The sequence below is a fragment of the Curtobacterium sp. Curtsp57 genome (assembly GCF_047324335.1).
GTDB lineage: Bacteria > Actinomycetota > Actinomycetes > Actinomycetales > Microbacteriaceae > Curtobacterium.
Genome location: NZ_CP168511.1, coordinates 2,424,458 through 2,437,497 on the forward strand (window position 1 = coordinate 2,424,458; position 13,040 = coordinate 2,437,497).

The 13,040-nt window shown below is 71.4% G+C and carries 11 protein-coding genes; 2 read left to right on the forward strand and 9 right to left on the reverse strand.

The features are described 5' to 3' along the window. Positions 1-66: 66 nt before the first annotated feature. On the reverse strand, positions 67-2,982 hold the full coding sequence (locus ACEN9V_RS11430) for a fibronectin type III domain-containing protein (RefSeq protein ID WP_413600412.1): 2,916 nt from the start codon (positions 2,980-2,982) through the stop codon (positions 67-69). Positions 2,983-3,244: 262 nt separating this feature from the next. Between ACEN9V_RS11430 and ACEN9V_RS11435 the strand changes: the two genes are divergently transcribed. Both ACEN9V_RS11435 and ACEN9V_RS11440 read left to right on the forward strand, forming a co-directional pair. Then, positions 3,245-3,676, forward strand: a complete 432-nt coding sequence (locus ACEN9V_RS11435) for an Hsp20/alpha crystallin family protein (RefSeq protein ID WP_413600413.1) — start codon at positions 3,245-3,247, stop codon at positions 3,674-3,676. 10 nt (positions 3,677-3,686) lie between these two features. Then, positions 3,687-4,010, forward strand: coding sequence for a hypothetical protein (locus ACEN9V_RS11440; RefSeq protein WP_413600414.1), 324 nt, complete (start codon positions 3,687-3,689; stop codon positions 4,008-4,010). 145 nt (positions 4,011-4,155) lie between these two features. Here ACEN9V_RS11440 and ACEN9V_RS11445 read toward each other — a convergent pair whose 3' ends face one another. The 8 genes from ACEN9V_RS11445 to ACEN9V_RS11480 form a co-directional block, all read right to left on the reverse strand. Next, positions 4,156-4,926: a triose-phosphate isomerase family protein gene (locus tag ACEN9V_RS11445; RefSeq protein WP_413600415.1), complete on the reverse strand. Its 771-nt coding sequence runs from the start codon at positions 4,924-4,926 to the stop codon at positions 4,156-4,158. After that, positions 4,923-6,617, reverse strand: a complete 1,695-nt coding sequence (locus ACEN9V_RS11450; RefSeq protein ID WP_413600416.1) for a dihydroxyacetone kinase family protein — start codon at positions 6,615-6,617, stop codon at positions 4,923-4,925. Before ACEN9V_RS11450 ends, ACEN9V_RS11445 begins: the two co-directional genes overlap by 4 nt. Beyond that, positions 6,614-8,002: an MFS transporter gene (locus tag ACEN9V_RS11455; protein WP_413600417.1), complete on the reverse strand. Its 1,389-nt coding sequence runs from the start codon at positions 8,000-8,002 to the stop codon at positions 6,614-6,616. The genes ACEN9V_RS11450 and ACEN9V_RS11455 overlap by 4 nt, the downstream gene beginning before the upstream one ends. A gap of 50 nt (positions 8,003-8,052) precedes the next feature. Next, complete coding sequence (locus ACEN9V_RS11460) at positions 8,053-8,814, reverse strand: SDR family NAD(P)-dependent oxidoreductase (protein ID WP_413600418.1); 762 nt, start codon at positions 8,812-8,814, stop codon at positions 8,053-8,055. A gap of 17 nt (positions 8,815-8,831) precedes the next feature. Beyond that, positions 8,832-9,785: a 3-hydroxyacyl-CoA dehydrogenase family protein gene (locus tag ACEN9V_RS11465; RefSeq protein ID WP_281266359.1), complete on the reverse strand. Its 954-nt coding sequence runs from the start codon at positions 9,783-9,785 to the stop codon at positions 8,832-8,834. Beyond that, positions 9,782-10,780: a sugar phosphate isomerase/epimerase family protein gene (locus ACEN9V_RS11470; RefSeq protein ID WP_413600419.1), complete on the reverse strand. Its 999-nt coding sequence runs from the start codon at positions 10,778-10,780 to the stop codon at positions 9,782-9,784. Before ACEN9V_RS11470 ends, ACEN9V_RS11465 begins: the two co-directional genes overlap by 4 nt. Positions 10,781-10,967: 187 nt before the next feature. Further along, complete coding sequence (locus ACEN9V_RS11475) at positions 10,968-11,963, reverse strand: formylglycine-generating enzyme family protein (RefSeq protein WP_413600420.1); 996 nt, start codon at positions 11,961-11,963, stop codon at positions 10,968-10,970. Between the two features lie 277 nt (positions 11,964-12,240). Continuing rightward, positions 12,241-12,957, reverse strand: a complete 717-nt coding sequence (locus tag ACEN9V_RS11480; RefSeq protein WP_413600421.1) for a GntR family transcriptional regulator — start codon at positions 12,955-12,957, stop codon at positions 12,241-12,243. Positions 12,958-13,040: the final 83 nt, after the last annotated feature.

The window sequence follows — 13,040 nt, forward strand, 5'->3', positions numbered from 1 at the left end:
CGGACTCCATGACAGGAGGCTCGGCGCACGTCGTGCGCCGAGCCTCCTGTCCGGTTGGTGGAGCGATCAGATCCGTTCGCGGCGGCGGCGCGCACCGACGCGCAGCGCGGCACCGAGGAGCAGCGCGAGGAGCGCTGCCACGGCGAGCGGGCCGGTGGACGCCGACCCCGTGTAAGCGAGCTCGGCGGCCGGGTGCGCCGCGGTCGGTGCCGGCGCGGAGACGCCCGGCCGTACCGCGACGGGCGCTGCCGGCGTGGTCGGATCCGTCGGCGACACGACTGCCGTCGGGCTGACCTCGACGAGGACCGACGCCGTGACGGCGCCGACGGTCGCGGTGAGCACGTGCGGCGAGGCGTGGCGGAACGTCACCGCGTCCCCGTCGATCACGTCACTGTCGACGCTCGAGGTGAGGACGAGTCCGTCGAGCGACTCCAGCTCGTTGCCCCACTCGTCGAGGCCGGCGGCCAGGACGTGGATCGTGGAACCCTGCTTCGCGGTGACCGCCCCGTCGACCTCACCGGTGCCGGTCGTGGCGAGCGTGAGCTCGGCGAGCGGACCGGCGACGACGTCGATCGTCAGGGTCGTGACCGACGGGATCCCCACGCCGTTGTCCGCGGTGAAGCGGACGACGTGGTGGCCGGCCTCGGTCGGGATCCCGGAGACGACCCCGGTCTCGGCGTCGAACTCGAGCCCGGTCGGCAGGTGTCCGTCGAGCGTCAGCGTCGGCCGCGGTGAACCCGAGACGTCGAGCTGGGAGCGGAACGGCTCTCCGGCGGTGACCGTGGTCGGCAGGGTGCCACCCGGGGTGACGACGGCCGGAGTGCCGACGACGGCGCGGGTGCCGGCCGACGTGACCGTGAGGGGCTCCCAGCCGGTGAGCTCACCGGTCGCCGCGACGGTGAGCACGTGGCCCAGGTCGGCGTCGGTCGGCGTGTAACCCGCGCCGGTCGCGTCCTCGATCGGCTCGCCGTCGCGGAGCCACTGGTGGGTGACGGTCGTGCCGGTCGCCCAGCCGCTGTCCGTCGTGGTGAGCGCGGTGCCGACCCGGGCGGCATCGGCTCCGGCGATGGTCACGCTCGCGTGCTGGGTGCCGAGTGCGACGGCGCCGGTCGCGGGTGCATCGACGGTGCGGTCCTCGTACCCGGCGAGCGTGCCGGTCACGGTCAGGCCGATCGTCGCGCCGGCGTCGGCGCCGACGAGCCGGTAGGTCCGTCCGGTCGCGCCGTCGATCGGCTGGCCGTCGCGGGTCCACTGGCGGGTGAACGCCGTGTCGTCCTGCCAGTCGGAGTCCACCGCGGTGAGCTCCGAGCCGACGGTGGCGTCGCCCTGGATCGCCACGGTGCCGGTCTGTGTGCCCGGCGCGATGACGACCGGCGCACTGGTGACCTGCTGGGCGTGGTAGCCGCGGGCGGTGCCGCTGACCGTCACGATGAGGTCCGCGCCGGCCTGGTCGGCGGTCGGCGTGTAGGTGTTCCCGGTCGCGCCGCGGATCGCCCGCTCACCGGCGTACCACTGGTAGGACAGCGTGGCGGTGGAGGGGGTCCAGGCCGGGACGGTGGCCGTCGTGGGCTGCCCGACCTTCGCCGCGTCGGTCGTGACGGAACCCTGCTGCACGCCGTACGTCGCGTACGGGGTGCCCGACGAGACGGTGACGTACGAGTAGCCCCGCTCGGTCGCGGTGACGGCGACCGAGATGCGGCCCCGGCCGAACGCGTCGTCACCGGTGACCGTGTAGGAGGAACCGGTCGCACCCTCGATCGGCGTGTCCGCCCCGCGGAACCACTGGTAGGTGAGGGTCGCCGTGCTCGGCGCGAGCCCGGGCACCGAGGCCGTGACGGTGGTGCCGGCGTCGACGGTCGAGCCGACCACGACACCGTCGGCGCCGCGGAGCTCGACGTCCCCGGTGGTGATCGTGCCGGGCCCGACGATGCCGAGGTCCACGGTGCGGGTCTGCGGGTGGCGGCCGACAGCCGTCGCGGTCACCGTGACCTGCACGTCCTTGCCGAGGTCGTCGGGGGTCGGGGTGTACGTCGGCGCTGTGCCGACCTGGGTGCCACCAGCGGTCCAGGACCACGCGAGGTTCGGCGTCGGGCTCCACCCGTCCGAGGTCGCGGTGCGTGCGACACCGACCGCGAGCGCATCGGTCGCGACGTGCAGCGCCCCGCCGGTGAAGTCGCCCATCGGGGTCGCGGAGGCGGTCGTCGACCACTCGCCGGAGCCGATGTCGCTCGTGGCACGGACGCGGAAGTCGTAAGCCGTGCCGTCGGTGAGGCCCGAGACCTGCGCGGTCGTACCGGTCGATGCGACGGGTGCTGACCACTGTCCAGAGCCGCTGACCGCGTACGAGGTCTCGTACCCGGTGACGTTCCACTCGGACGTCGACGCGACGGGGTCCCACGCGAGGTCGGTCGTGCCGTCGCCCGCGGACGCGGTGAACCCGGTCGGTGCCGGCACCGCCTGCATGTAGGTGCGCAGCGGGAGGTCGTAGTTCGGGTACGCCAGACCGCCGTGGAACACGGCACCGCCGGCGTACACGCTCGTCGAGTACATCGCGGTGTTCACGATCGGGATGCTCAGCGCGTAGACGGTCCCGGCGGTGAGCCTCGCGGGAGAGGAGAAGACCGCGGTCTGCCACCCCGTGTCCGTGGAGATGGTCGCCGATGCCAGCACCGGTCCGGTCGGCACCCCGTTGGCGGCGGCCTGCAGGGTGACCGCTCCGGATCCGCCGGATCCCGGGAGCGTCCAGTCGAGGGACACCGCGGTCAGCTTGCCGGTGCGGCCGGCGGTGAACGTCTGGCCCCACGTCGCCGACGGGTAGGGCGGGCTGCCGCCGGCAGGGATCGAGACGTCGAGGGTCCCGACGGGTTCGACGGCGTTCGCGGGCGGAGCCACGAGCAGCCCGAGGGCGGTGGCGAGCGTGGCGGCGACGGCCACGGCGGACAGGCGCGCGCGACGGCGCGTCCTGGTCAGGGACGAGAGCACAGGGATCCTTCGGGTGGACGACCAGAGCGGTCGCAGGCAAGCCGAAGATACCCATGAGTACGCGAGGACCGCGCCCTCCCAACCGGGGGTCAGCGGTCCGCCGATGCGGCCGTGCCCCCGGGTGAGCAGTCCCGAGCCGGCGGCAGAACGGAGGTTCCGAGCGGACTCCGAGCGTTCTCTTGGCACTCGTCAGGCTTGAGTGCTAAAACGTTGCTCGTTGAGCCGAAGGGACTCAACGACAGACACGAAGGAGTTGATTTCGATGACGATGAACTTCGACCCGTTCCGCGAGCTGGACCGTCTCGCCGGCTCCCTGCTCGGCACGTCCGGGCCCCGCTCGATGCCGATGGACCTGTACCGCACGGGCGACCACTACGTCCTCGACGTGGACCTGCCGGGCATCGATCCCGGCTCCGTCGACATCGACGTGGACGGCTCGGTCCTCACGATCCGCGCCGAGCGGACCCTCGGCGCCCCGGAGGGCTCCCAGTGGCTCACCCGGGAGCGCCAGCCCGGCACGTACGTCCGCCAGCTCACGCTGGGCGACGGCCTCGATGCCGAGCGGATCACCGCCGGGTACGACAACGGCGTCCTGAGCGTCACCATCCCCGTGAAGGAGTCGGCGAAGCCCCGCAAGATCGCCGTCACCACCGGCGGGGGTCACGAGCAGCTCGCCGTCGGCAGCGGGGAGTAGGAGCGCCCAGGTGTCCGATCTCGTCAACGCGCTCGCCTCGATCGTCGCCGTGACGGTAGCGCTCACCCTGTCGAGCCTGGACCGGCGGACCGCGGCGCTGCTCGGAGCGACCGGCGCCGTCACCGGGAACTTCCTCGCATGGTTGGCCGCTCCGGGCCTCTGGGAGCGTTCGCTCCTCCTGCCATGGGCCGCCTCGGTCGCGGGCATCGTCCTGCTCATCGCGGGCTGGAGTGCCGTCCGCGCGTACTCGGGCCTGTTCGATCCGCCGTCCGCCGAGGACCCGGACACGGGGGCGGTGGTGACCGCCGGTCGATCGGCCCACGAAACGCCGTGACGATGCGGAGGTGACACGGGGCCCGGCGCACGTCATGCGCCGGGCCCCGCGCCGCGCCGTCACGTTCCCTGGCGGCTCGGCATCGCGACGGTACTGATCGCCGCCTGCGGTGTCGGTGCACGTCCGGAAGCTGGTCGCGGCGAGCTCAGCTGACGGCCAGCGCCTGCACCTCGTCGAGGATCGTGCGGATCGCGGCCGGGTCGTGCGCGAACCGTCCGAGGAACAACCCGCCGATGCGACCGCGCCCGCGGGTGAGCAGGCCCGGTCCGGCGCTGCCGCCGTAGATCGCGGTGCTCCCCCGCAGCTCCGGCCGCATCGCGAGGTACTGCTCGATGCCCGCGAGTACCTCGACGATGTGGTCGTCGGGCGCGGGCGCCGGGGCGCCGATGGCCCAGACCGGCTCGTACGCCACCGTGAGCGGACCGGCCAGACCGTCAGCGACGGCACCCCAGACGGCACGGTCGATCTGCGTTGTCACCTCGGCCACCGTCTCCGGCCTGGAGGCACGACTCGCCTCGCCGACGCAGAGCAACGGTCGCAGGTGGTTGCGGAACGCGGCCTGCACCTTCCCCGCGACCTCGTCGTCCGTCTCGTGGAACAGGGACCGCCGCTCCGCGTGGCCGATCTCGACGAGGTCGACCCCGATCTCCCGGAGTTCGGCGCCGGTCACCTCGCCGGTGTACGCGCCCGCGTCCGCCCACGACATGTCCTGCGCGCCGAGCAGCACCGGCGCGTCGCTCGCATCGAGGATCTCCCGCACCGGGACGAGCGCGGGGAACGTCGGGACGACGAACAGCGTCGCCGCGCCGGACCGGACCGCGGGGTGCGTCCGGGCGATCCCGGCCACCGCGGCCGTCCAATCGAGCGTCCGGGCGTGCGAGAAGTACGTCTTCAGCGACACCCCGATCGTGGTCACGGTGCGACCGTCTCCACGATGAGCGCGAACGACACCGCGCCCGGGTCCGACGTCCCGACGGCGTGCTCGGCGTGCGTGCGGGCCCGACCCATCCGCGGGAGGAGTTCCGCCGTGGCGTCGGCGGCGTCCTTCGCCCTCGTAGCCGCGGCCCGCCAGGCCCCGTCGAGCCCAGCGCCCCCGTCGATCTCCGACCGGAGCACCTCGTCGAACGGGACGATCGCGTCGACCATGGTCTTGTCTCCCGGCACGGCGCCGAAGGCGAGCACCGCCTCGGTGGCCGCGTGCACCGCGTCCGCGACGGTGGCGGCCGACGGACGCGACTCGTCCCCGAGGACGCGACCCAGTGCCTCCAGGGCGGCTCCCCAGATCGCGCCGGAGGTGCCACCGGCCTTGTCGGACCAGGCGTCCGCGGCGATCCGGAGCACGGATCCCGCTCCGGCACCGCGTCCGACGGCGTCGGCGGCGGCCTCCGACGCGGCGTGTGCGCCGCGCTGCATGCCGATGCCGTGGTCGCCGTCACCCGCGACGGCGTCGATGCGTCCCAGCTCGTCCGCGTGCGCGTCGAGCAGTTCGCGGATCGTCGTGAACGCCTGCGCGATCTCGGTGCCGAGCGCGCGGGATGCGTCGCTGGCCGGTCCCACCGGTGCGTGCTCGTCGGCGGTGAGGGTGTCCTCGGGGAGCCGCTCCTGCGGCACCGCACCACCCTTCCGGTACGCAGGACTGTCCGCCGGTGCTGCCCAGAGCGCCTCGAGCTCGTCGTCGAGCCAGAACAGCGTCAGGGAGACCCCGGCCATGTCGAAGCTCGTGACGAGTTCGCCGACCTCGGGCTCCACGATCACCAGGTCCGCAGCCGCCAGCCGCTGCCACACGGCGTTGAACACCACGAAGAGCTCCTCGTACTTCACGCTGCCGAGGCCGTTCAGGATCGGGACGACCCGGTCACCGGCACCCTCGGGACGCTCGTTGAGGAGCTTGTCGACGAGGAGTTCCGCGAGGCCGTTCGCGGTGGGGACGTCGGCTTCGTCGATGCCGCGCTCCCCGTGGATCCCCATGCCGATCGCCATCCGTCCCTCCGGGACCGTGAACAGGGGTCCGTCGGCACCCGGCAGCGAGCATCCACTGAACGCGACCCCGAAGCTGCGGGTGCGGTCGTTCGCACGAGTCGCGATCGCGGTCACCTCGTCGAGCGTGTCCCCGCGTTCGGCGGCGGCGCCGGCGATCTTGAACACGCACAGGTCGCCGGCGATCCCGCGGCGCTTCGCTGCTTCTCCGGCGGGCGCGGACGCGACGTCGTCCGTGACGCGCACCGTGCGGACCTCGATGCCGTCCGCGCGCAGCGCCCGTTCGGCCGCGTCGAAGTTCAGCACGTCACCGGCGTAGTTGCCGTAGCTCAGCAGTACCCCACCACCGTGCTCGGACGCCTTCGCGACCGCGGTGACCTGCTGCGCACTCGGACTGGCGAACAGGTTCCCCATCGCCGCACCAGCCGCCAACCCGTGCCCGACGAGCCCACCGAACGCCGGATAGTGACCACTGCCACCACCCACGACCAGCGCAACCGTCCCGTCCGGCGACGCAGTGGACCGAGCGACACCACCGTGCACCTTCCGCACCCACCGCTGGTTCGCCGCCACGAACCCGTCCACCATCTCCTCCGCGAAGTCCGCCGGGTCGTTGAACAACCGGGTCATCGCTTCGCCTTCGGCTCGGTCGTCGCCACGTGCGAGGTGTCGAGCAGGTCGTCCGCCCGGGACTGCCGGAAGAACTTCGTGCAGAAGATCATCACGGCCGCCACGAACGCCAGCACCCCGAGCGAGACGATGCCGAACGCGCCGCTGTCCGTCGGGACGACCTCGTTGATCGCCGTACGCATGATCGGTGCCACGAAGCCGCCGAGGTTGCCGAGCGAGTTGATCAGCCCGATGCCGGCTGCTGCGGCGGCACCCGTGAGGAACGCCGTCGGGTACGCCCACGTGATGGGTCCGACCGACAGGAAGCTCGCCACGGCCAGCGTGATGAACACGATGCCGAGGATCGGCTGCCCGTTCGCGCCGGCCCACGCGGAGCCGAGGATCGAGAGGCCGGTGAAGACGTAGAACATCGTCCCCCAGCGTCGGCGGCGACCCACGGAGTCCGCCTTCGACCCGACGAGGTAGCACGCGACGAGCCCGACGAGCCACGGGATCGCGGACACCAGCCCGACCTGCCAGCCGACGTCCTGCCCGAGGAGCGACGACACCTGCTGCGGGAGGTAGAACGTGGTGCCGTAGACGGCGACCTGCAGGCAGAAGTAGATGATCGTGAAGTACCAGACCCGGCCGCTCGCCATCGCCTTCCAGATCCCCTGCGGCCCGTCGGCGCTGCGGGCGGTGTCCTCGCGGGCCATCGCCGCCGTCAGCGAGTCCTTCTCCCCCGGCTCGAGCCACTTGGCCTGCTGCGGGCTGTTCGTCAGGAACACGAGCGCGGCGATGCCGGCGAGCACCGCGAGGATGCCCTCGCCCGCGAACATGACCTGCCAGCCGTGGAACGGGGTGGCCTGGTCGCCGAAGCTCAGGAGTCCGCCGGACAGCGGGGCGCCGATCATCTGCGAGAACGGCTGCGCCAGGTAGAAGATCGCGAACATCCGCACGCGGACCTTGTTCGGGAACCACTCGGACAGGTACATGATCACGCCGGGGAAGAGGCCCGCCTCGGTCACGCCGAGGATGAACCGCAGCACGATGAACATGGTGTCGTTCGTCGTGAAGGCGAACAGCGCGGCGACGATGCCCCACGTGATCGCGATGCGGGCGAGCCAGAACCGAGCGCCGAAGCGCTTCAGCAGCAGGTTCGACGGGATCTCGAAGATCGCGTAGCCGATGAAGAAGATGCCTGCACCGAGCGCGAAGGCCGCGTCGGAGATGCCGCGGTCGACGCTGAGGGCCTCCTCCGCGAACCCGACGTTGGTGCGGTCGAGGAACGCGACGAAGTACAGGATCACGAGCATCGGCATCAGGTGCTTGGTGGCCTTGCCGATGGCCGACTTCAGCCCGGGATCGTGGGTCGATCCGAGGGCGGGGACGTTGGGAAGTGACACGGGTTCGCTCCTTCGCGAGCACGGTGCGGAACAGGGGAACGGCCTCGCCGTCAGTGCATGTAGAGGCCGCCGTCGACGTTGAGGGTCTGACCGGTGACGAACCCGGCGTCCTCGCTGATCAGGTACGCGATCGCCGCTGCGATGTCCCGCGGGGTCCCGATGCGCGGGAGCACACCGTCGGCTGCCATCGCGGTCTTGCGCTCCTCGGTCAGCGTGCCGCCCATGATGTCGGTGTCGATCGGACCGGGGGCGATGGCGTTCACCGTGACGCCCTTCGGCCCGAGCTCACGCGCCAGTCCACGGGTGAGCCCGATGACGCCGGCCTTCGCGACCGTGTACGGCGTCTTGCTGAACGTGCCGCCGCCGCGCTGGGCGGAGACCGACGACAGGTTGACGATGCGGCCGTAGCCGGTCTGCACCATCGACTCGGCGGCACGGAGGCTGGCGAAGTGCACGCCGTCGAGGTTGATCGACAGGACGCGGTGCCACTCGCCCTCCGGCAGGTCGAGGTACTCGTGGGCCGAGGACACCCCGGCCAGGTTCACGAGGGCGGTGATCGGGGCGATGTCGGCCTCGATGGCGTCGAACGCCGCCCGGACGGCGGACTCGTCGGCGACGTTCGCACCGACACCGACCGCACGGACCCCGTGCTGCTCGTGGATCTCGGCCGCGACGGCCTTCGAGGCGTCGTCGTCGAGGTCGATGATCCCGATGTCCCACCCGGCCGCTGCGAGGTGGTGGGCGGTGGCGCGGCCGATGCCGCGCGGGGACGCTGCTCCGGTGAGGACGACGGTCTTGCTCTGGTTGCTCATGTCTCGCTCCCGGTCGGTCAGTGGATCGGTGCCGGGCCGAGCTCGTCGAGGAGCTTCTGCATGGCGACGTAGGCGCGATTGCGGTAGGCGACGAGTTCCGGCGTCCGGTCGGCCGGTACCTCGAGGTACCCCGCGCCGGACTTCGTGCCGAGCTCGCCGGCGTCGACGTGCTGCTGCAGCGACGACGGGGTGGCGAAGCGCTCGGGCCAGCGGGTCTGCAGCGACTCGAAGCAGAACGCGTAGACGTCGAGTCCTGCCATGTCCGCGATCGCGAAGGGGCCGAAGAACGGCAGGCGGAACCCGAACGTCGTACGGACGATCGTGTCGATGTCGTCGGGCGTCGCGATGCCCTCGTCGACGATCTTGGTCGCCTCCTCGAACAGTGCGTACTGCAGCCGGTTCAGCACGAAGCCGGTGGCGTCCTTCACCCGCGCGGACTGCTTGCCCGTCGCGGCGACGACCGCCTCGGCGACCTCGACGGCGTGCTCACCGGTGGTCGGGTGCGGGATGAGCTCGACGCCGGGGATGAACGGCGCGGGGTTCGAGAAGTGCACCCCGAGGAACCGCTCCGGACCGGTGACGGCCTCGGCGAGCGACTGGATCAGGATGGTGGAGGTGTTCGAGCCGATGATCGCGTCGGGCTTCGCGGCGGCGCTGATCCGACGGAGGGTGTCGTGCTTGATCTCGAGCTTCTCGGGGACCGCCTCCTCGATGAAGTCGGCCGTGGCGACCGCTTCCTCGATCGAGGCGGCGGCGCTGAGGTGCGCGTCGACCCGGGACACGGCATCCGCGGGGAAGAGGCCGTCCGCGACGAACTGCTCCGTCTCGGTGATGAGCCGCGCGCGGTTGGCTTCCGCGATCTCGGCGGACACGTCCGCGATCCGGACGGTGTGGCCGGCAAGGGCGAGGACCTGCGCGATCCCACCGCCCATGTAGCCGGATCCGACGACGGCGATGTCGAGGGTGCTCATCGAGTTGCTCCTTGCTGCGTCGTCCCGACGACCGAGGTCGCGAGGACGGAACGGATGTACTGCTGGTTGGTGGCGCAGACGCCGAGGCTGTCCCCGCCGTACTGCTCGGTCATGAGGATGCCGCGGAAGCCGTTCGCGACGGCATCGCGGAGGACCTGGCGGTAGTTGATGAGGCCGGTCTCCATGGTGCTCGGCACGCTCGTCGACCAGCTCCCGTCGGCCGACTCGTCCCGCGTGTAGTTCTTCACGTGCAGGTAGTTCGTGTACGGCAGGGTCTTCGCGAACAGCTCCTTCCAGTCCTCCACCGGGCGGTGCAGACGGATGAGGTTCGCGACGTCGGCGTTCAGGCCGACGTTGTCGAGCCCGATCTCCTCGACGAGGCGGACCGCGCTGTCGGCGGTGCCGAGGTACGTGTCCTCGTAGAGCTCCAGTGCCATCGGGAGTCCGACGGACGCCGCGTGCTCGCCGAGTTCGCGGAGTCGGGACACCGCGGCGTTCCAGACCTCGGGGTCGTCCGGGTCCGTCGGGCCCTGCGCGGTCCAGAACCACAGCGCGCGCTGCTGGGCCTCGTTGAACGGCTGGTGCAGCCCGGTCGAGAAGACCTGCATGCCCCACTCGGCCGCCGCGTCGATGGTGCGGTGGGCGTAGGCGAGGTTGTCCTCCTCGTGGCCCGGCTGGATGACACTCTTGCGCTGCAGGTGCACCGACGGGATGCCGATGCCGTGCGAGCGCGCTATCGCGAAGAGCTCGTCACGCCGGGACGGCTCGAGGTCGGCGGGCCGGATGTGACTGTCGGCGAGCTCGGCGAGGGAGAACCCGGCGGCGCTGACCTGCCCGAAGATGTCGTCCCACACCTCTGCCGGGGCGTCGTGCACGGCGACGCCGTCGCTGCCGACGGCCGGGAAGCCGTGCAGACATGCCGCGATGGGCCAGGTGTCCGCCGTCCAGGTGGTCGGGTCCCAGTCCTGCTGGACCCAGTCCTGTGCTGTGGTCACGGAATGCTCCTTTGCACGTCGATGGTTCACCTCTGAACCTCTTTCCTATAGGAAAGATACATGCTCGTCGGCGGAGCGCAACCGAATCCGACCAAACCCCCCGTACGGGGGCTCCGAAGGAGTCCGGGCCCGGAGGATCAGGGCGCCCGTGCCGCTGACCCGAACTTCGGCACGGGCGTCCGCCAGCTCAGCCCCGCGAGACCGTGCGGAAGCCGGCGTTGCCCATCGACGAGTCCGGCGTGTTCGATGACCGCGCGGCGTTCCGGTAGCGGTTGCAGTACGAGTCGTGGCACAGGTACGAGCCGCCGCGCATCAGCCGTGGCGCATCGGGGGTGTCGACGCTCGGCCCCGTCGGCGCGTGCACGGTGCCCGCTTCCGCGTCGGACGCGTACGTCGTGGCGGACCAGGCGTCGGCGCACCACTCCCACACGTTGCCGACGGTCTGCCAGAGCCCGTAGGCGTTCGGCCCGAAGGAGCGCACCGGCGCCGTCGTCAGGAACCCGTCGTCGAGCGTGTTCTCGGTCGGGAAGACACCCTGCCAGATGTTCACGCGCCACGAGCCGTCGGTGGCCGAGGGGTCGCGCAGGTCGTCGCCCCACGGGTACCTGGCACCCTCGAGTCCACCACGGGACGCGGCTTCCCACTGCGCCTCGGTCGGCAGTGCTCGTCCGGCCCAGTCACAGTAGGCGACGGCGTCGTTCCAGGAGACGTGCACCACCGGGTGGTCGCCGAGCTCGTCGACCGACGATGCCGGGCCGCCGGGATGCCGCCAGTCGGCGCCACGGACGCCGAGCCACCAGGGCGTCTGGGGCGGCTGCCCGAGCACGTCGTCGTCCGCCCCGGCGAACGCCAGGTGGAACACGGCCGAGTACCCGAACGACTCGGCCTCGGTGCGGTACCCGGTCGCCTCGACGAACCGGGCGAAGTCGTCGTTCGTGACGCTCGTCGCGTCGATCGCGAACGCGTCGAGCGACACCGGGTGCACGGGCGTCTCGCCGTCGCCCCACTTCGCGTCGCCGAGCGCGTCCCCCATCAGGAACGTCTGCGCCGGCACGGTGGCCTGAGCGATCCGGTGCCCACTGCCCGCGGTGCCCGCGGTCGCCGTGGCACCGACGTGACCGACCGCACCGCCGATCAGGGCCGCGCGGCCGACCGGTGCGCAGCAGTCGTGCTCCTCGTGCATTCCGGCCCCTTCCGAACGTCGTGTCCTCGACACGTCGACAGCGTCGACAGCGTCGACTCGTAGTCTGCGCCACCGAGCTCCGACGCGCGCGGCTGCCCGACATGCGCGCCGAGACGGTTGCGTCCACAACGAGCGACAACACCGCTGTCGTACGACATCGACTTCGTCGCCACTTGCGCGCGCAACTGTTGCGTCCGCGGCCCAGCGACAGTGCCGCTGTCGTACGACATCGGGGTTGTCGTTCCGAGTCGGAGCACGAGCACCCGCGCCAGCAGCCTCAGCCCGCGTGGGACGCGTCCGCGCGGGACCGCAGCCGCACGGCGTCGATGTGCAAGCGCATCGCCGCGACCGCGGACGTCGGGTCGGACCCGAGCGCGTCGACGATCGCCTGGTGCTCGTGCACGGCACGGTCGGTGTCGTCCCCGCCGCCCTCGACGATCTGCCGCATCCGGTGCACGCGCGTCGTGATGATGTCCGACATCTCGAGCAGGAACGGGTTCCGGGCCGCGTCGAAGATCAGCTGGTGGAACTGCCAGTCGCTCCGGAAGTAGCGCGCCATGAGTTCTTCTGAGGCCTGCGCCGACCCGACGACGGCGACCTCGCGGGCGACGGCCGCCTGGTCGGACAGGGCGAGGACCAGCCGCTCCCGGAGCTGCTCGACGTCACCCCGCGCGGCGAGCTCCACGGCACCGCTCTCGACGATCAACCGGGCGTCGAACAACGCCTCGAGCTGGTCCCCGGCGAGGGGCGGGGCGACGCGGTACCCCTTGTTCGCCTCGCGGGTGACGAGCCCCGTCCGTTCGAGCTGCACGAGCGCCTCGCGCACCGGCGTCGGCGAGACTCCGAGCGTCCGGGCGAGCCCGTCGATCGACAACCGCATGCCCGGCTCGACGTCCGGTCCCATGAGCACGTCGAGCACCCGGTCGTAGACACGATCGCGAAGACCCCGTTGCGTGATGCGCTCCGCGCCGAATCCGGGGATCGTGCTCGCCATACCTCGATCCTAGAGAATCCACGAACGAGCTCCCCGGCGTCCCGACCCATGACGCCCGGGATGGGAAGCGGAATCGCGCGTAG